Source organism: Pandoraea horticolens, assembly GCF_902459555.1.
Classification (GTDB): domain Bacteria; phylum Pseudomonadota; class Gammaproteobacteria; order Burkholderiales; family Burkholderiaceae; genus Pandoraea; species Pandoraea horticolens.
In genome coordinates this window covers 261,331-280,283 of sequence record NZ_CABPSM010000003.1, presented here as the reverse complement: position 1 = coordinate 280,283, position 18,953 = coordinate 261,331, and the positions used below count along the sequence as shown (strand labels likewise).

Annotated in this window: 16 protein-coding genes and 1 pseudogene; 6 read left to right on the top strand and 11 right to left on the bottom strand. The window is 63.2% G+C overall.

What is annotated here, in order from left to right; all coding sequences use genetic code 11:
- The first annotated feature begins 9 nt into the window (after positions 1–9).
- Both rng and PHO31112_RS07895 read left to right on the top strand, forming a co-directional pair.
- Complete coding sequence (rng, locus tag PHO31112_RS07900; protein WP_150619996.1) at positions 10–1,479, top strand: ribonuclease G; 1,470 nt, start codon at positions 10–12, stop codon at positions 1,477–1,479.
- 28 nt (positions 1,480–1,507) lie between these two features.
- Entirely contained in the window at positions 1,508–2,791 is a 1,284-nt protein-coding gene (locus PHO31112_RS07895; protein ID WP_150619995.1) for a cation diffusion facilitator family transporter, read from the top strand.
- A gap of 57 nt (positions 2,792–2,848) precedes the next feature.
- Here the strand turns inward: PHO31112_RS07895 and rfbC are convergent, their stop codons facing one another.
- The 5 genes from rfbC to msbA form a co-directional block, all read right to left on the bottom strand.
- A complete protein-coding gene (gene rfbC / locus PHO31112_RS07890; RefSeq protein ID WP_150619994.1) occupies positions 2,849–3,397 on the bottom strand; it encodes a dTDP-4-dehydrorhamnose 3,5-epimerase in 549 nt (182 codons plus the stop codon).
- Between the two features lie 26 nt (positions 3,398–3,423).
- Positions 3,424–4,311, bottom strand: coding sequence for a glucose-1-phosphate thymidylyltransferase RfbA (rfbA, locus tag PHO31112_RS07885; RefSeq protein WP_150619993.1), 888 nt, complete (start codon positions 4,309–4,311; stop codon positions 3,424–3,426).
- 7 nt (positions 4,312–4,318) lie between these two features.
- Positions 4,319–5,383, bottom strand: coding sequence for a dTDP-glucose 4,6-dehydratase (rfbB, locus tag PHO31112_RS07880; RefSeq protein ID WP_150619992.1), 1,065 nt, complete (start codon positions 5,381–5,383; stop codon positions 4,319–4,321).
- Positions 5,384–5,414: 31 nt separating this feature from the next.
- Positions 5,415–5,996 carry a peroxidase-related enzyme gene (locus tag PHO31112_RS07875; protein WP_174995605.1) on the bottom strand — a complete coding sequence of 194 codons (582 nt, stop codon included), beginning with the start codon at positions 5,994–5,996 and terminating at the stop codon, positions 5,415–5,417.
- A gap of 65 nt (positions 5,997–6,061) precedes the next feature.
- Entirely contained in the window at positions 6,062–7,810 is a 1,749-nt protein-coding gene (msbA, locus tag PHO31112_RS07870; RefSeq protein ID WP_150619990.1) for a lipid A export permease/ATP-binding protein MsbA, read from the bottom strand.
- Between the two features lie 163 nt (positions 7,811–7,973).
- On the opposite strand from msbA, the gene recQ reads away from it, so the two are divergent.
- A complete protein-coding gene (gene recQ, locus PHO31112_RS07865) occupies positions 7,974–9,782 on the top strand; it encodes a DNA helicase RecQ (RefSeq protein WP_150619989.1) in 1,809 nt (602 codons plus the stop codon).
- Between the two features lie 61 nt (positions 9,783–9,843).
- Positions 9,844–10,626: a glycosyltransferase family 2 protein gene (locus PHO31112_RS07860; RefSeq protein ID WP_246177854.1), complete on the top strand. Its 783-nt coding sequence runs from the start codon at positions 9,844–9,846 to the stop codon at positions 10,624–10,626.
- Positions 10,627–10,708: 82 nt separating this feature from the next.
- On the opposite strand, the gene PHO31112_RS07855 is transcribed toward PHO31112_RS07860, so the two are convergent.
- Entirely contained in the window at positions 10,709–11,560 is an 852-nt protein-coding gene (locus tag PHO31112_RS07855; RefSeq protein ID WP_150620111.1) for a glycosyltransferase family 2 protein, read from the bottom strand.
- Between the two features lie 76 nt (positions 11,561–11,636).
- The gene (gene dnaE / locus PHO31112_RS07850) at positions 11,637–15,230 is read right to left on the bottom strand and encodes a DNA polymerase III subunit alpha (protein ID WP_150620110.1); all 3,594 of its coding nucleotides are present in this window, start codon (positions 15,228–15,230) and stop codon (positions 11,637–11,639) included.
- Between the two features lie 217 nt (positions 15,231–15,447).
- On the opposite strand from dnaE, the gene PHO31112_RS07845 reads away from it, so the two are divergent.
- Together PHO31112_RS07845 and gluQRS are read left to right on the top strand one after the other, a co-directional pair.
- Positions 15,448–16,329, top strand: a complete 882-nt coding sequence (locus PHO31112_RS07845) for a sulfurtransferase (protein ID WP_150619988.1) — start codon at positions 15,448–15,450, stop codon at positions 16,327–16,329.
- Positions 16,330–16,337: 8 nt separating this feature from the next.
- Positions 16,338–17,276 (top strand): tRNA glutamyl-Q(34) synthetase GluQRS, encoded by a 939-nt coding sequence (gluQRS, locus tag PHO31112_RS07840; RefSeq protein ID WP_150619987.1) that lies wholly within the window; start codon positions 16,338–16,340, stop codon positions 17,274–17,276.
- Positions 17,277–17,355: 79 nt separating this feature from the next.
- Here the strand turns inward: gluQRS and PHO31112_RS07835 are convergent, their stop codons facing one another.
- The 4 genes and pseudogenes from PHO31112_RS07835 to PHO31112_RS27505 form a co-directional block, all read right to left on the bottom strand.
- Positions 17,356–17,991, bottom strand: a complete 636-nt coding sequence (locus PHO31112_RS07835) for an antibiotic biosynthesis monooxygenase (protein ID WP_150619986.1) — start codon at positions 17,989–17,991, stop codon at positions 17,356–17,358.
- Positions 17,992–18,009: 18 nt separating this feature from the next.
- Positions 18,010–18,318 (bottom strand): UBP-type zinc finger domain-containing protein, encoded by a 309-nt coding sequence (locus tag PHO31112_RS07830; RefSeq protein WP_150619985.1) that lies wholly within the window; start codon positions 18,316–18,318, stop codon positions 18,010–18,012.
- Positions 18,319–18,403: 85 nt separating this feature from the next.
- Entirely contained in the window at positions 18,404–18,721 is a 318-nt protein-coding gene (locus tag PHO31112_RS07825) for a GNAT family N-acetyltransferase (RefSeq protein ID WP_150619984.1), read from the bottom strand.
- Between the two features lie 75 nt (positions 18,722–18,796).
- Positions 18,797–18,918: pseudogene (locus PHO31112_RS27505) on the bottom strand (MFS transporter); the annotation flags it as partial.
- Positions 18,919–18,953: the final 35 nt, after the last annotated feature.

The following is an 18,953-nucleotide window of genomic DNA, read 5'->3' as shown; positions in this document are numbered from 1 at the left end:
CGACACTTTATGAACGAAGACATTCTGGTCAACATCACGCCACAGGAAACCCGTGTGGCGCTCATGCAGCTCGGTGCGGTGCAGGAATTGCACATCGAGCGCACGCTCTCGCGTGGCCTGGTCGGCAACATCTATCTGGGCAAGGTCGTGCGCGTGCTCCCGGGCATGCAATCGGCCTTCGTCGACATCGGATTGGAGCGCGCGGCATTCCTGCACGTGGCCGATATCTGGCATCCGCGCACGAACAACGACACCTCCACGCCGCACCCGCAGCCGCCCATCGAGAAGACCGTTTTCGAAGGGCAGACGCTCATGGTCCAGGTCATCAAGGACCCGATCGGCACCAAGGGCGCGCGTCTGTCTACGCAGATCAGCATTGCCGGGCGCACACTCGTCTATCTGCCGCAAGAGCCGCATATCGGCATCTCGCAGCGCATCGAGAGCGAAGCGGAACGCGAGGCGTTGCGCAGCAGGATCCAGGCGCTCGTGCCGGCCGACGAGAAAGGCGGCTTCATCGTGCGCACCATTGCGGAGGATGCGGACGACGCCGAGTTGGCGAACGACATCGCCTATTTGCGAAAGTCGCGGCAGACCATCGGCGAGCAGAGCACGCGCCTGCCCGCCCCCGCGCTGCTGTATCAGGATTTGAATCTCGCGCAACGCGTGCTGCGCGACTTCGTGCACGAAGAGACCGGCAAGATTCTCGTCGATTCTCGCGAGACGTTCCAGAAGCTTGCCGAATTTGCCGCGACGTACACGCCGGCGGTACTCGGCAAGCTCACGCATTACACCGGCGAGCGTCCGCTGTTCGATCTGTACAACGTGGAGACGGAAATCGAGCGAGCGCTGTCGCGTCGCGTCGATCTGAAGTCCGGCGGATATCTGATGATCGATCAGACCGAGGCAATGACGACCATCGACGTGAACACCGGCGGCTATGTCGGTGCGCGCAATTTCGACGACACGATCTTCAAGACGAACCTCGAGGCGGCGCTGATGATCGCTCGCCAGTTGCGACTGCGCAATCTGGGCGGGATCATCATCATCGACTTCATCGACATGGAAAGCGCCGAGCACCGTGACTCGGTGCTGGCCGAGCTGAAGAAGGCGCTCGCGCGCGACCGGACGCGCATCACCGTGAACGGCTTCTCGCAGCTCGGACTGGTGGAGATGACCCGCAAACGCACGCGCGAATCGCTCGCCCACGTGCTGTGCGAGCCGTGCGCCGTCTGCCAGGGCAAGGGACAGGTCAAGACGCCGCGTACGCTGTGCTACGACATCCTGCGCGAGATTCTGCGCGAATCGCGCCAGTTCAATCCGCGCGAGTTCCGCCTGATCGCCTCGCTGGAAGTCGTCGATCTGTTCCTCGAAGAAGAGTCGCAACATCTCGCGATGCTGATCGACTTCATCGGGAAGCCGATTTCGCTTCAGGTGGAATCGTCGTTCCATCAGGAACAGTACGACATCATTCTGATGTGACGCCGTCCTAACACGCCGACCCCGACTCATGCCCTACACGAACTACGACAATCTGGCGGCGTCGAGTGAGGCGCTCGACAAACACGCCGTCGCACGCCATTCGACCTGGGTCAGTATCTGGGTCAACATCGTGCTCACGACGGCGCAGATCGTCATCGGCATTTTTGCCCGCTCGCAGGCATTGATTGCCGACGGTATTCACTCGCTCTCGGACATCATTTCCGATTTCGTCGTGCTGGCCGCCGCCCGCAGCAGTGCCCGCGCACCGGATGCCGATCATCCCTACGGTCACAGCCGCTATGAAAACGCGGCATCGCTGTTTCTGGGCGTCATTCTCCTGGCGGTTGGCGCAGGAATGTTGTGGCGCGGCATCGAGCGGCTGCTGCATCCGGAAGAGATTCCGGAAGTCCACATCGTAGCGCTCGTGGTCGCCGTATTCGTTCTGGTCAGCAAGGAAGGACTCTTCCGCTATATGCTGCGTGCAGCCCAACGCGTGCGCTCCGCCATGCTCGTGGCCAACGCGTGGCATGCGCGCTCCGACGCACTGTCGTCGCTCGTCGTGGCGTGCGGCATTCTGGGTAACCTGGCGGGGTATCGCATACTCGATCCGCTGGCCGCCGCGCTGGTGGGCCTGATGATCGGACGCACCGGGTGGAAGTTCGGCTGGAATGCGTTGCAGGACCTGATCGATCGCGGCGTTGACGACGCCACGACCGTCACCATTCGCGAGCACCTGCTGGCCACGCCCGGCGTGCGTGCCATCGACATGCTGCGCACGCGGCGCATGGGCGACGAGATCGTCGTCGACGTGCACATCCTCGTCGACGCACGTCTGTCGGTCTCCGAGGGACACTACATCGCCGAGCAGGCCCGCGCTGCCGTCATGCGCGAGCCGCAAATTCTCGACGTACTGGTGCACGTCGATCCGGAGAGCGACACCAAGGGCACTGCGCTGCAGCAGTGGCCTGCGCGCGCAGCGGTCGTTGGCGCCGCAGACGCCCTGTGCCGCGCCAATGCGCTGGCGCTGCACGAGGTCAATCTGCATTACCTGAACAATGGGTTGGAAGCCGACGTCATCGTTGAAAGTCTGCGTGAACCTGCATACGCGGACACTCAGGCCGTGCGGGGAGACGGCGGTATGGAGCCCGCTCCGCAGACCGTAGCCGATGCGCTCGCAGCACGCTTTGCGCTGCGATATGTCCGGGTGCTGCGGGTGACGGGGGAGACGTCGGTGGTGTCGGGTGAGGCCAGCGCCGCCCATCGCGAGGCCGCACCCGCAAATGCAACGGCCGCCGGCCCCACCGTCGACTGACGACAAGGCCACGGCGGCCGGTGACGATCCGCACAGAGCCGCGCTCCGTGCGCAAGACTAGTCTTCGTGCTTGTAGTCCGAGAACGACATGCCTTGCCGATCCTTGTCCGAGACGACGGGGGTAACGCCGTCCAGCGGCCAGGGAATGGCCAGCGTGGGGTCGTCCCAGCGGATGCAGCGCTCGAACTGCGGCGCCCAATAGTCTGTGGTCTTGTACAACACTTCAGCCGTCTCCGAGGTCACGACGAACCCATGCGCGAAGCCGGCCGGAATCCACAACTGCTTCTTGTTCTCCGCGCTCAGCACTTCCGCAGCCCACTTGCCGAATGTCGGCGAGCCTTCACGAATATCGACCGCGACATCGTAGATTTCGCCGTGCAGCACGCGCACGAGCTTGCCTTGCGGTTGCGTGATCTGATAGTGCAGACCTCGCAGCACGCCGCGTGCAGAACGCGACTGGTTGTCCTGCACGAACGTGAGCGTCTCGCCCAGCGCATCGTTGAAGTTGCGCTGGTTGAAGCTCTCGAAGAAGTAGCCTCGCGAATCGCCGAACACTTTGGGTTCGACAACCTTGATGGCCGGGATAGCGGTAGAGATCAATTGCATGACGAAGGTGCCGGTAGTCGGGTCGATCAGAACACGCGTTCGCGCAGCATCGCCAGCAGATACTGCCCGTACCCTGTTTTGGCAAGGGGTTGCGCCAGCGCCTCGATAGCGGCGGCATCGATCCAGCCGCGCCGGTATGCGATTTCCTCTGGACACGCCACCTTCAGGCCCTGACGGCTCTCGATCGTCTGGATGAAGGTGCTCGCTTCAAGCATCGACTCATGAGTTCCGGTATCGAGCCATGCGTAACCACGCCCCATGATCTGCACGTTCAGCTTGCCGCGCTTCAGATACTCATTGTTGACGTCGGTGATTTCCAGTTCACCACGTGCCGACGGTTTGATCGAGCGCGCAATCTCGACCACATCGTTGTCGCAGAAGTACAGACCGGTCACGGCGTATCGGGACTTTGGCGCCGTGGGCTTCTCGATCAACTCGATGGCACGGCCCGAGTCGTCGAACGTCACCACACCATAGCGCTCCGGGTCGGTCACCGGATAGGCAAAGACTGTCGCCCCGTCGGCCTGCGCGTTCGCGGCCCCCAACAATGCCGCAAAGTCGTGACCGTAGAACAGGTTGTCGCCCAGCACGAGCGCGCAGCGATCGTTGCCGAGGAAATCCGCACCGATCAGGAACGCTTGCGCCAGACCGTCGGGTGACGGCTGCACGGCGTATTGCAGGCTCAGACCCCATTGGCTGCCATCGCCAAGCAGTTGCTCGAAACGCGGCGTGTCCTGCGGCGTCGAGATGATCAGAATGTCCCGGATACCTGCCAGCATCAGCGTGGTCAGCGGGTAATAGATCATCGGCTTGTCGTACACCGGCAGCAACTGCTTGGAGACGGCGAGTGTCGCCGGATACAGCCGCGTGCCGGAGCCGCCCGCGAGAATGATGCCCTTACGCTTGGTACTCATGCGTGCCTCAATCGTTCTTTTGATAATGCGTTTCGATCCAGCGCTGGTACTCGCCCGACTGCACCTGGCGTACCCACTCGCCGTTGGTGAGATACCACTGCACCGTCTTGCGCATGCCGGTCTCGAACGTCTCGGCAGGGCGCCAGCCCAGTTCGCGCTCGAGCTTGCGCGCGTCGATAGCATAGCGTCGATCGTGTCCGGGACGGTCGATGACGAACGTGATCTGATCGGCATACGACTTGCCGTCGTGACGCGGCGACAGTTCGTCGAGCAACACGCACAGATGCTTCACCACCGACAGGTTGCTCTGCTCATTCCACCCACCGACGTTGTATACCTCGCCCAAGGCGCCCCTGGCGAGCACTTCGCGAATCGCGGAACAGTGGTCGCCAACGTACAACCAGTCGCGCACGTTGCTGCCGTCGCCATAGATCGGCAGCGGCTTACCGGCCAGTGCATTCGCGATCACCAGCGGAATAAGTTTTTCGGGGAATTGGTACGGGCCGTAGTTGTTCGAGCAGTTGGTCGTCAGAGTCGGCAAGCCGTACGTGTGGTGGTAGGCGCGCACGAGATGATCGGAGCCTGCTTTCGATGCCGAGTACGGGCTGTTGGGCGCGTAAGGGGTCGTCTCCGTGAACGCCGGATCGGTCGGGCTCAGCGAGCCATAGACTTCGTCCGTCGAGACGTGCAGGAAGCGAAAGGCATCGCGCGCCTCGCCATCGAGCGTTCCCCAATAAGCGCGGGCCGCTTCGAGCATCGTGAACGTGCCGACGATGTTCGTCTGCACAAAGTCCCCGGGACCGTGGATCGAGCGATCGACATGGCTCTCTGCCGCGAAGTGCAGCACGGCGCGTGGGCAGTGCTCCGCATACAAGCGATCGAGGGCTGCGCGATCGCAAATGTCCACTTGCGCAAAGCGATGCCGCGGGTCGTGCTCAAGACTGGCCAGATTGGCCAGATTGCCCGCATACGTGAGCTTGTCGATAGTCAGTACCGGCTCGTCATGCTGCGCGAGCCAGTCCAGAACGAAATTTGCACCGATGAATCCGGCGCCACCTGTCACAAAGATCATGGGTTGCAGATAAAGGGTTACAGGCGCGGCCTCATTTGCGCGGCACGCGTCCCATCAAGAAGAATTCGTCGTTGGGCCGCATCGAAATCGCATTCGCGATGCGGTTGGACATGCCGAAAAAAGCGGTGATCGCGGCAATGTCCCAGATATCATCGTCGTCGAGACCGTGTTCGCGCAGCGTGGCGTAATCGTCGTCGCCCACCTCGTGGGAGCGCTCGCAAACCTTCATCGCGAACGAGAGAATCGCCTTCTGACGCGGCGTGAGGTCCGCCTTGAGATAGTTGACGGCCACCTGATCGGCCAGCAGCGGCTGCTTTTCATAGATGCGCACCAGCGCACCATGTGCGACCACGCAGTAAAGACACCGATTCGCGGCGCTCGTGGCGACCACGATCATCTCGCGCTCGCCCTTGCTTAGATTGCCGTCTTTGAGCATCAGCGCATCGTGATAGGCGAAAAACGCGCGAAACTCGTCGGGACGATGCGCCAATGTGAGGAACACGTTCGGAATGAAGCCCGCCTTTTCCTGCACTTCGTCGATACGCGCCCGAATATCGGCCGGCAGCGCGGCGAGATCGGGCACGGGGAAACGACTGATCGACGGCTGGCTCATCGTGATCTCCTCAAATCGGGCGGATAAGGGCGGATAAGGTCCGACGTTCGCAATGCGATGCGACGTCAGGCTTCCTGCTGCGTATACTGAATGCGGTGCAGATGTGCGTAAAGGCCATTATGCGCCACCAGTGCCTGGTGCGAGCCCTGCTCCACGATCCGGCCGTGCTCGAGCACGACAATGCGATCCGCGCGCTCGATGGTCGAGAGGCGGTGCGCGATCACCAGCGTGGTACGCCCTTCCATCAACACTTCGAGCGCAGCCTGCACATAACGTTCCGACTCCGAATCGAGTGCCGATGTCGCTTCGTCGAGAATCAGGATCGGCGCGTCCTTGTAGATCGCCCGCGCAATGGCCAGACGCTGACGCTGACCACCCGACAGGCGCATGCCGTTGTCGCCCACGAGCGTTTCGACACCCTCGGGCATGGCCGCCACCGCTTCGGCCAGATTGGCCGCGCGCAATGCCGCCTGCACGCGTTCGGCATCGATCTCCTGACCATAGGCCACGTTCGCCGCAACGGTGTCGTTGAAGAGCACGACGTCCTGACTCACGAACGCGATCTGGCGACGCAAATCGGCCAGACGCAGGTCGGTCAGCGCAATATCGTCGAGCAGAATCCGCCCGCCGGTCGGGTCGAAGAACCGCGGCACCAGATTGACCAGCGTCGTCTTGCCACTGCCGGACGGCCCCACCAGCGCCACCATCTCGCCCGGCGCTACATCGAGCGAGATCCGGTCGAGTGTCGGACGCTCGCTGGCGCCGTAGTTGAAGCTCACCTGATCGAACGTCACGCGCCCCTTGGCGCGCTCGAGCCTGCGCTCGCCGCCGAGCGGCTCGACTTCGACGTCCATGACTTCGAAAATCAGCTCGGCAGCCGTCACGCCGCGCTGCAACGGCTGATTGACGTCCATCAGATGCTTGAGCGGGGAGACGACGAGCAACAACGCCGTGACGAATGCCGTGAAGCCCCCGACCGTCATCTCGCCCGAGGACGACTCGATCATCGCCACCGTGATGACAATGGCCAGAGCCAGAGAGGCCAGGGCCTGCGTAACCGGCTGCGCCAGGCCGCCCGAGACGGTCACACGCATGGCATAGCCGCGCAGCGTGCTGGTCATCTTGTCGAAGCGCGACTTTTCATACGCTTCGCCGTTGTGGATCTTCACCACCTTGTAGCCGCCCACGGCCTCCTCGACCACGTACGACAGCGCGTTGGTCAGCGTCTGCTGCTCGCGGTTCAGGCGGCGCAGGCGTCGATTGATCTTGCCGACGAGCCAGCCGATGAGCGGCAGAATCACTGCCACGACAAGCGTGAGGCGCCAGTTCAGGTAGAACAAATAGCCCAGCAGGCCGACAACGGTCAGTGAATCGCGCACGAGCGTGATGAGCACCGTGGTGAGCACGCCAAGCACCTGATTGACTTCGTAGACGAGCGCGTTGATGAGCGTGCTGGTCGTCTCGCGCTGGTAAAAGGCAGCCGGCGCATGCAGCAAACGCTCGAACATGCGCACGCGCAGATCGAGCAGCACGCGGTTCGACACCCACGAGAGCATGTAGTTGGCCGAATACTGCGCCAGCCCACGGATGACGGCCAAACCGATCACGGCAGCGGGTACGTACCAGAGCGTCCACGGATCGCCCCCCGAAAAGCCCTTGTCGAGCACCGGCTTGAGGACCGCCGGTATCGCCGCTTCCGTTGCGGCTACGAGCGCCATCGCGAGAACGGCTAGCAGGCCCATATGCCAATACGGCTGGAGATAGCCCAGCAGACGCCGCAAAATCGGTCCGGTGGGCTTGTGGGGTGCGCTCATGTAGGTTGGGGACGGCGGAAAAACCGCTATTCTATCGTACCGGCCGGTCTCGCCGGGACACGTCCCGAGCGGACTCGGACGCCGCCGCAAAATTCGCCACGATGCCCGCAATCCGAGGCCTCTGGCACGCCGAAGCCCGGGTGGAACCGGTATACTCCCGCCCATGGCAAGCGCACTCGAAGTCCTCCGTACCGTATTCGGCTATAACGCATTCCGTGGCGATCAAGCCGCCATCGTCGACCATGTGGCCGACGGGGGCGATGCTCTCGTCCTGATGCCGACCGGTGGTGGCAAATCTCTTTGTTTTCAGATTCCCGCGCTGCTGCGCGACGGCATCGGCATTGTCGTCTCGCCGCTCATCGCGCTCATGCAGGATCAGGTCGATGCCTTGCTGCAAGCGGGGGTGCGCGCCGCCTATCTGAATTCCAGTCTCAGCTTCGATGAAGCGCTCGATACCGAGCGCCGCGCCGCGCGTGGTGAGCTCGATCTGCTCTACGTCGCGCCCGAGCGCCTGCTGACGGAGCGGTTTCTCGATCTGCTCGACCGGCTCGACGAACGCGGACAATTGGCGCTGTTCGCCATTGACGAAGCGCATTGCGTTTCCCAATGGGGGCATGACTTCCGTCCCGAGTACATTCAGCTCTCGGCGCTGCACGAACGCTATCCGCGTGTGCCGCGCATCGCGCTGACCGCCACGGCAGACAACGCGACACGCGACGAGATCCAGACGCGCCTCGGCCTGACCGAAGCGCGCTTGTTCGTCTCCAGCTTCGACCGGCCGAACATTCGTTACGAGATCGTCGACCGCGACAATCCCCGCAAGCAGTTGCTGGCCTTTCTCGCACGGCATCGCGGCGAGGCCGGCATCGTCTACTGCCTGTCGCGCAAGAAAGTGGAAGAAACGGCTGCGTGGCTCGAAACGCAAGGCATTCCGGCGCTGCCCTATCACGCCGGGCTCGATGCAGAGGTGCGTCGCACGCACCAGCAGCGGTTTCTGCGCGAGGAAGGGCTGGTCATGTCGGCGACCGTGGCTTTCGGCATGGGCATCGACAAGCCGGATGTGCGTTTTGTCGCGCACCTGGATCTGCCCAAGAGCCTCGAGGCCTATTACCAGGAGACGGGACGTGCCGGGCGTGACGGTGAACCCGCCGAAGCCTGGATGACTTACGGGCTGAATGACGTCGTGGTGCATCGCAGCCGCATCGACGAATCGAACGCGCCGGACCTGCAAAAGCGCATCGAGCGCCAGAAACTCGACGCTCTGCTCGGTTATTGCGAAGCGCCGCGCTGCCGCCGCACCGTGCTGCTGTCGTATTTCGGCGAGGCGAGCGAGCCTTGTGGCAATTGCGACGTCTGCCTGAATCCGCCGGAAGTCTTCGACGGCACTATCGCCGCCCAGAAGGCGCTCTCGGCCATTCTGCGCACGGGTCAGCGCTTTGGCGCCGGGCATCTGGTGGATCTGCTGCGCGGGCGCAGCACCGACAAGATTCGTCAATTCGGGCACGAAACCCTGCCGACGTTCGGTGTCGGCGGCGAACTCGACGATCAGGGCTGGCGCGCAGTGTTCCGTCAGTTGATCGCTCACGGCATCATCGAGCCCGACAGCAGTCAGTACGGTGCGCTGACGCTGAATGCAGCCGCACGCCCGGTGCTCAAAGGGGAAACCACGCTCTCGTTGCGACGTCAGCGTCCCGCTGTCGGCAAGAAGAGCCGCTTTGCCGGCTACGCATCGTCGCCGGCCATCGAACTGGACCCCGCCGATCAGCAACTGTTCGACAAGTTGCGTGCCTGGCGGCAGGAGATGGCCAAGACGCAGCAGGTGCCCGCATACGTTATCCTGCACGACCGGACGCTGCGTGAGCTTGCCCAACGCCGCCCGCGCCATCGCGAAGGTCTCGTCGACATCACCGGACTCGGTGAAGCCAAGATCGAACGCTACGGCGAAGCGCTCGTCGAGTTGCTCAACGCCTGAGCCGACGACGCGAGATGACTCCCCGGCCTGCGGGTCCGATGCCGCCATTTCGTGAACTCTCATGATCGAAGCTACACCGCTCGCCTCCTCGTTGCCGCGTCTGCCCCTCACGGTGACGATCCTCACGCGCAACGAGCGCCACAACATTGCCGGGTGCATTGCGTCGGTGCAGTCGTTTGCCTCCCAGATTGTCGTGGTCGATAACGCCAGCACGGACGGCACCGCAGACATCGCACGCGCCGCAGGCGCCGAAGTCCACGTCACGCCCGATTGGCCCGGCTTCGGTCCGCAAAAGAACCGTGCCCTGTCGCACGCTACCCAGCCGTGGGTGCTCTCGCTCGATGCCGACGAGCGCATCACGCCTGAGTTGGCCGCCGACATTGCGACGGCGATTGAACAAGGCACTCACACGGGGTATCGCATGCCTCGCCTGTCGCAATTCCTCGGGCACTGGGTGCGGCACTGCGGCTGGTACCCCGACTACGTGCTGCGGCTGTTTCGGCGCGAGGCCGGTTGCTTCTCCGATAATCTCGTGCATGAGCGCGTGATTGTCGACGGCGAGATCGGCACACTTGCCCATCATCTGCTGCACTACAGCTATACCGAAGCCCGTCAGGTCGAGGACAAAGTGCAACGCTATGCACGCGCGGGCGCGAAAGAGATGGCGTTGCGCGGCAAGCGAGTCTCTGCGCTCAAACCGTGGATCAATGGCGGATGGGCGTTCGTGCGCACCTACGTGTTGCGCCGTGGGTTTCTCGATGGCGCCACCGGTGCCGCGATTGCGCGAATGAATGCGCGCAGCGCGTTCCTCAAGTACGCCCTGCTGCTGCGCGGAGACGTCTGACGCCGACAGCACCGACGCAACGCCCTTCAAGCAAAACGGACGCACATGGCGTCCGTTTTTTTCCACATCGACACTTTCGACGTTACTTCGCGAGCGCACGCTTCACGCGCGATCGGAACAGCTCCCAACGCAGCTTGCCGTCATCGACGGGCTCGGGCAGACGTCCGTCGCTGCCTGCCGGCGCTGGCTTGCCGCGACGCAGATAGTAGCGATCGAAGATGGACTGCGTCATGCCCCACTTGCGCAGGAATTGCGTGCGACCGTCGTTCTTCACAACCTTGCCTGTGCTCTTGCATTGGAAGTGGTAGACAAGGCTCGCGCCTACGCCAACAAATCGGCGTGCCCCTGCGGCCCACATCTTCATCGAGAAATCGTTGTCGCTGCTCATGCCTGGACTCAGCTCGGTGCTGTAGCCACCGACGAGGAACCACCAGTCACGATGCACGAGCGTCGGCGGCCAGGTAGCGCCAAACCAGTCGGGCTTGGCGTAGGTCGGCAACGCAGCGAGCAACCCCGCTTCGTCGAAGGTATCGACGTCACGACCGAAGTCGTGCACGAGCACACACGGATTGTGGGTGTCGACCGGCTCGATCATAGTGCCTGAGAGCATGAAAGCCTTATCGGGCATGGCTTCGGCTCGCTCGACGAGCGCACTGTCCCAACCGGGGCAGCAGTACATATCGTCGTTCAGATAGACAATGTACTTCTCGCGCGCGAGCGCCGCCGCCTGATTCACGGCGTAGCAGATACCGATGTTGTCCGGCGACGCCGTATGCTCGATCCCCTCGGCCCGCACCCACTCGAGCGAGCCGTCCGACCCATCGTTCACGTGGACGATGATCTGATGCTGATGGCGCGAATTCTGGCGAATGCTGCGCACGCATAGCTGCAGCAACGCGAGGTTGTTCCACGTCGGAACGATGATGGAGAACATCCGGATTTCCTTGTTGTACCGAATAGCAGACAGCATTGCGGCAGTGTCATCCGACGCCGGGCCACGCTGCCCGCTATCAATAGATGATCTGTACCGAGTCGGGTGTCAGCCACTGGCGAAGTTCGCCAAGCAATTCGTCGCCCGGCTGTACTTTCCAGTCGTCGCCCAACCGTGACTCGCATTCGGCGTCCGGTCGGCGGTACACGATGTGCACCGGCAAGCCGCCTTGCTTGTCATCGTCGCCGTTGCCATTACCGTTGCCATTGCGGCGACCGAAGCCCCCTCCCCCTCCACTGCCACCGTTGAAGCCACCTCCGCCATTGAAGCCGCCCCCCCCCGAACTCGCGGTAGCCGCCACGCGGTACATCGTGCAGTGAGGTTGCAGGGTGGCGCGCAGGCGCGTCCAGTCTGCATTACCGTTGAACGACAGTTTGAGCGCGCGAGCGAAGCGCGCACGGGCACGGCCGAGGTCCATCAGACTTTCGGTGGTGAAACGCAAGCCGCCCGTAAAGCTGTCGGGGCGTGCATTGCCCTGCACGATCAGCAGTTCGTCTTCCTTGAAGAGGTGCTTGTTCGCCTCGAACTGTTCGTTGAAGATCGTCACTTCGAGCGTGCCCGTGCCATCGTCGAGTTGGACGATCAGCATCTTGCCGCGCTGGGTCATCATCGTGCGCAGGCTCGAAATCACCCCTGCGACAAGCCTGTCGCGCCCCTCGGAGAGATCGCGGATACGCGTGCGCACGAAGCGGCGCACTTCGTCCGAGTACGAATCGAACATGTGGCCCGACAGATAGAAACCGAGCGCCTGCTTCTCTTCCTGCAGCTTGCGCTTGTCGGTCCACGCCGGTTCATCCGCCAACTCCAGCGGCGCTTGCAGGCTTTCGTCGCCGAGATCGAACAGGCTCACCTGATTGGCAGCAGCACTCGCTTGTTCGGCGGCTTCCATCGCCATCGGCACCGAGGCCATCAACTGCGCACGATTCTCGTGAATGCTGTCGAAGGCACCGGCGCGAATCAACGCCTCGATCGTGCGGCGATTCACTACGCGGCGGTCGATCCGCGCGCAGAAGTCGAACAAATCGGTGAACGGCTTGCCTTCGCGGGCACGCAGAATTTCTTCGATCGCCGACTGACCGCTGCCCTTGATGGCGCCCAGACCATAGCGCACGGTCTTCGAATCGGCCGGCTCGAAGCGATAAGCGGATACGTTGACGTCCGGCGGCAGCACACCCAGCCCATTGACACTGGACAGACAGTCTTCGTAGAGAATCTTGACCTTGTCCGTGTCGTCCATGGCCAAGCTCATGTTGGCGGCCATGAATTCGGCAGGATGGTGCGCCTTGAGCCAGGCGGTGTAGTACGCGAGAAGTGCGTATGCGGCCGCGTGCGACTTGTTGAAGCCGTAGCCCGCGAACTTCTCCATCAAGTCGAAGATTTCGTCCGATTTTTCGCGCGTGAGGCCATTCTCAGCCGCCCCCTTCGCGAAAATCTCGCGGTGCTCGGCCATCTCCTCGGCCTTCTTCTTACCCATCGCGCGACGCAACAGGTCAGCGCCACCGAGCGAGTAACCGCCGATGATCTGCGCCATCTGCATCACCTGCTCCTGATAGACCATGATGCCGTAGGTCTCCTGGAGCACCGGCTCGACGCGCGGATCCGGGTATTCCACCTTCTCGCGGCCATGCTTACGGGCGCAGAAGCTCGGGATCAGGTCCATCGGGCCGGGTCGATACAACGCCACCAGCGCAATGATGTCCTCGAACCGGTCAGGCTGGGCGTCCTTCAACATGCCCTGCATGCCGCGGCTTTCCAACTGGAACACGGCCACCGTGTTGGCTTTCTTGAGGATGCTGAACGCTGCGGGGTCGGTGAGCGAGACCTGATCGAGCGACCAGTCAGCCATCTCTGGATGCAGGCGTTTGATGTAGCGCTCGGCCCAGTTCAGGATCGTGAGCGTTGTCAGCCCCAAGAAGTCGAACTTCACAAGGCCGACGGCTTCCACATCGTCCTTGTCGTACTGGCTCACCACGCCGCTGGCGTCTTCGCCGCTGCCCTGCGTGTACAGCGGGCAAAAATCCGTCAGCTTGCCCGGCGCGATCAACACGCCCCCCGCGTGCATACCGACGTTACGCGTGAGGCCCTCTACGCGCTGCGCCAACTCGATCAATTGCTTGACTTCGTCTTCTGTCTGAAAGCGCTCGGCGAGTTGCGGCTCCTCCTTGAGCGCATCGTCGATGGTGACGTGCTTGCCCGGTTTGAACGGGATCAGCTTGGAGATGCCGTCGACGAAGTTGTAGCCCAGATCGAGCACACGGCCGACGTCGCGCACCGCCGCCTTGGCGGCCATCGAGCCGAAAGTCGCGATCTGGGAGACGGCGTCCGCCCCGTACTTTTCCTTGACGTACTGAATGACGCGATCGCGCCCGTCCTGACAGAAGTCGATATCGAAGTCGGGCATCGAGACGCGTTCCGGATTCAGGAAGCGCTCGAACAGCAGGTTGTACTTGAGCGGATCGAGGTCGGTGATGCCCAACGCGTAAGCGACCAGCGAACCGGCGCCCGAACCGCGGCCCGGGCCAACGGGCACACCGTTGTTCTTCGCCCACTGAATGAAGTCGGCCACGATCAGGAAGTAGCCGGGGAAGCCCATCTTGATGATCGTGCCGGTCTCGAAGTCGAGCCGCTTGTAATAATCGGGACGCTGCTTGTCGCGCTCCGCCTCGTCGGGGAACAACTGCGCGAGACGCGTCTCGAGCCCCTCCTTGGACAGATGCACGAGGTAGTCGTCGAGCGACATGCCGTCCGGCGTGGGGAAGAGCGGCAGCTTCGGCTTGCCGAGTTCAAGCGTCAGGTTGCAGCGCTTGGCGATCTCGACCGTATTGGCCAGCGCGGAGGGCACATCCTCGAACGCGGCGAGCATGTCGTCCTGCGTCCGGAAACTCTGATCCTGCGTGAAACGGCGCACACGGCGCGCGTTGCCCAGCATCTCACCTTCCGAAATACACACGCGTGCTTCGTGCGCGGTGAAATCGTCGGCCGTCATGAACTGGATCGGATGCGTGGCGACGACGGGCAGCCCGGCTTTCGCCGCCAATTGCACGGCCTGCTGCACGTAGGTTTCCATGCCCGCCTGACCGGTGCGCTGCAACTCGATGTAGAACGCGCCCGGGAACACACTCGCCCAGTGCTTCGCGCATTGCAGCGCCAGTTCGGGATTGCCCGCCGCCAGCGCGGCGCCGATATCGCCCATCTGCGCGCCGGAGAGCGCCAGCAGACCGCGCGCGAGCCCGTCGGCCTGAAGCCACGACGGCTCGATCTCCGCCCGACCGCGCCACTGATTGCCGAGCCACGCCTTGGACAGCAACTGACACAGGTTCAGATAGCCCTCCTTGTCGCGCGCAAGGAGCAACAGTCGCGACGGCTTGTCGCGATCGGCCGGATTCGTGATCCAGGCGTCGCAGCCGATGATCGGCTTGACGCCTTTGCCGCGGGCTTCCTTGTAGAAACGGATGGCGCCGAACATGTTCGCGAGGTCGGTCAGCGCGAGCGCGCCCTGACCGTCCTTGGCGGCGGCCTTGACGACGTCGTCGAGCCGCACGATGCCATCGGCGATCGAGTATTCGGAATGGAGACGGAGGTGGACGAAGCGAGGTTCTGACATGGGCGGTATTGTAACGCGCCGCCCCCGCATAGCGGGCCTCGCTTCACGAAACGTCCGGCGTTTCCCCGCATTTCGGATACCACCGTGCAGGCACTAGGAATTTTTCCATGTCGGGCCTCGGATACCGTCCGATTTGGCGAAATCCGGTGTCAAATCAAAGTGCTTCGGGGCCGAATCGGCGATAATGGCGTTTTATTGCTTCACGCTTTTGCGAAATCTTGTTGCCATGTCTATCGTCAATATCGCTGCGTACAAGTTCGTCACGCTCGACGACATCGCGACCCTGCGTCCGGCCCTGCTCGAACACTGTCAGGCGCTCGACCTGAAGGGCACCATCCTCCTCGCCCCCGAGGGCATCAACCTGTTTCTGGCGGGCTCGCGCGAGGCTATCGACGCCTTCCTCGCCGGTTTGCGCGCCGACGCCCGGTTTGCCGATCTCACGGTCAAGGAGAGCATCTCGGAAACGCAGCCGTTCCGCCGGATGCTGGTGCGCCAGAAGAAGGAGATCATCACGATGAAGATGCCGGTCATCAAGCCGGCAGACGGCCGTGCGCCCGGTGTCGACCCTGCCACGCTCAAACGCTGGCTCGACGCCGGCCAGGACGACGAAGGCCGCCCGGTCGTGATGCTCGACACGCGCAATGACTTCGAGATCGATGTCGGCACGTTCGACAATGCCATCGACTATCGTCTGACGAAATTCTCGGAATTCCCCGACGTCATCGCAGCACACCGCGAAGACTTCGAGGGCAAGACCATCGTGTCGTTCTGCACCGGCGGCATTCGTTGCGAGAAGGCAGCGATCTATATGCGCGATATCGGGTTTGAACACACGTATCAGCTCGACGGCGGCATTCTCAAGTACTTCGAGGACGTGGGCGGTGCGCACTATCAGGGCGACTGCTTCGTGTTCGACTATCGCACGGCACTCACCCCCGAACTCGCGCCATCGACGACCAAGCAGTGCTTCGCCTGCCGTGCCGTGGTGACAGCCGCGGATCAGCAAGGCCCCGATTACGTCGAAGGCGAGCATTGCCCCGCGTGCGTTGGCGGCCGGCCCGCCGCCAACGCGCCGGAAAGCACCATTCCCGCCGCCACGCCTGCCTGAGCACGCCGGTGGCCCACGCTTCGGCGCACGACGCCACGCCGCCCGCCGCCAGCGCTGCCCCCCGCTATCGGGGGCGTTTCGCACCCTCCCCGACCGGGCCGCTACATCGCGGCTCGCTCGTTACCGCGCTGGCCAGTTGGCTGGACGCCCGTGCGCATGACGGTGTCTGGATCGTTCGCATGGAAGACCTGGACGAACCGCGATGCGTGCCGGGCGCGGCCGAAGAGATTCTCGCCACCCTGACGCGTCTGGGCCTGCATTCGGATGAGCCCGTCGTCTGGCAAAGCCAGCGGCACGCCCTGTACGAACAGGCGCTCGCCTCGCTCACGGCTCGCGGACTGGTATATCCCTGCGGTTGCACGCGACGCGAAATCGCCGACTCGCTCACGCGCGTGCATGCCCGTCACAGCACGCTCGCCTATCCGGGCACCTGCCGCAACGGCCTGCACGGCAAGACGGCGCGCGCGTGGCGTCTGCGGGTGCCGGACGGCGACGCGGCCCGCATACGCTTCGAAGATCGCCGGATGGGCACGCAAACGCAGGATCTGGCAACGGAGGTCGGCGACTTCGTGCTCAAGCGCGCCGACGGTCAGTGGGCGTACCAATTGGCCGTGGTCGTCGACGATCAGGCGCAAGGCATCACCGATATCGTGCGTGGCGAAGATTTGCTGGACTCGACGGCACGTCAGATCTATCTGCAAACCTGCCTCGGTGCGCCGACGCCGCGCTATCTGCACGTACCGCTGGTCATGGCCGACGACGGCGAGAAACTGAGCAAGCAGAACGGCGCAGCGCCGCTCGTCCTGGATACGCCTGACGCCGTGCTCGCCGCCCTCAAGGACGCCGCCACGCATCTCGGCTTACCGGCGTCGCTCGCCAACGTCTCTCACCGCGAAGCCTTCTTCGCGGCTGCAACACTGGCGTGGCGCGAGCAGCACAGGCGCTGAAACCCTGCCCTTCGCCATTGCGCTCTCCCAATGAAAAATGCCGGCGGGCCAGGTCGTTGGTGCAACAATGCGTCCCGCTTCATTCATACAGCCAGCGCGCAACCAGCCGAGTGATGCGCGGCATGAGGACATAGGTCATCAGTCCCACCACAGCGGCGGCCACCGCCAAGTGTTCCAGGAAGGTATTGCCGAGCCAGGGCCACCATTGCGCCAGCCAGCGAACCGGAACGGGTACCAGCATCGTGAGCGGGAAGATCACTGACAGCGTCAGCAGGAACTGCTTGTAGCGCTTGGCTGGCTTCTGCCCCGGCTCCGGGTGGAACCAGAACTCCAGCCCCGTCACCGTCTGGCGCTGCTCATCGCGCGACAGCAAGGGCATCACCTCGCCCAGCAACGTCTGCCGCGCAGCCGACTGGAACCAGTCCTCCGCATGCGGCAGCGAGTCGAAGCGCAGGGTCACGGTGTAGAGCGTAGAGCCGGGCGCGGGACGGATGACGAGCACGCCGCGGTGCCCCGGGAAGCGCTCCGCGATGGGCACGACGCGCTTCAGCCACTGCTCGTAGGCTGCGACGGCCTCGGGGCGCACATGGTGCTGGATGACTGCCGTCACGCTCTCGGGGTGCGGCAGGCTGCGGGCCGACAGGTCGTCGAGCGAGGCCTTGCGCAGCGAGGGGTCGCGTGGCTCGACGGACGGTGTGCCTTCTTCAGGGTGCATGAAATCTCTTCGGGTCGTTCAGACGAAACGCGGGATAGGCCCATTCTGTGGCGTGGTGTCGTCACCCAGATCCAGCATGACGCGGTCAACGTAGCACCAGCCCCACCCCTCGGGTGGGTCATAGCCCTCGATGATAGGGTGGCCGGTCTCGTGGTAGTGCGCACTGGCGTGGCGGTTGGGCGAGTCGTCGCAACACCCCACGTGGCCGCAGGTACGGCACAGCCGCAAATGCACCCAGGGACTGCCGGACTTCAGGCACTCCTCGCAACCCAGTGCGCTGGGCGTGACGCGGTGGATGCTGGCGGTATGGGTGCAGTGACGGGACATGGCGATTCTCCTCAAAGGGTTGCGAGGTGCTGGTGGATGAAAGCCACGGCCATAGCGCCTTCTCCGACGGCCGATGCGACGCGCTTCAGAGACCGAGCAAGGCACGACCTTCGTCGGCCAGTAAATCATGCGTCTCGGGATGCGCGCGCATGTACGCCGCGAATACAGGGCATTGCGGAACGACGCGCAGACCACGCTCTCGCGCGGAGGCCAGCCCCGCCAACACCAGTTGGTGCGCAATGCCCTGCCCCTGTAGCGCCTCGGGCACCAGAGTGTGGACGAAGGTGATGACATTGCCCTCCAGCGAGTAGATGGCAACCGCACGCTCGCCTTGCGACACGTACTCGAAGCGATGCTTCGCAGGGTTGTCCTGAACCGAAGGGGACGTGGAGGCTGTGGTCATGGTAAGTCCTTGATGTGGGGTGCTGGCAGTTCGGGTACCGACCACGAGGCCAACGGCACCGATCACCAGGGTCTACGGTACACCGATTTTCTGCGCCGCGAGGCGCCAGTCCATGCTGCCAGCGGTCATCGTGCCGTTGAATACCGTGAGGTACACAGTCAGCCCCGCCCGCGCACCCAGTTCGGCAGAACGGCCTGGAAGCCCAGGTCGAACTCGATGGCGCAGGCGACCG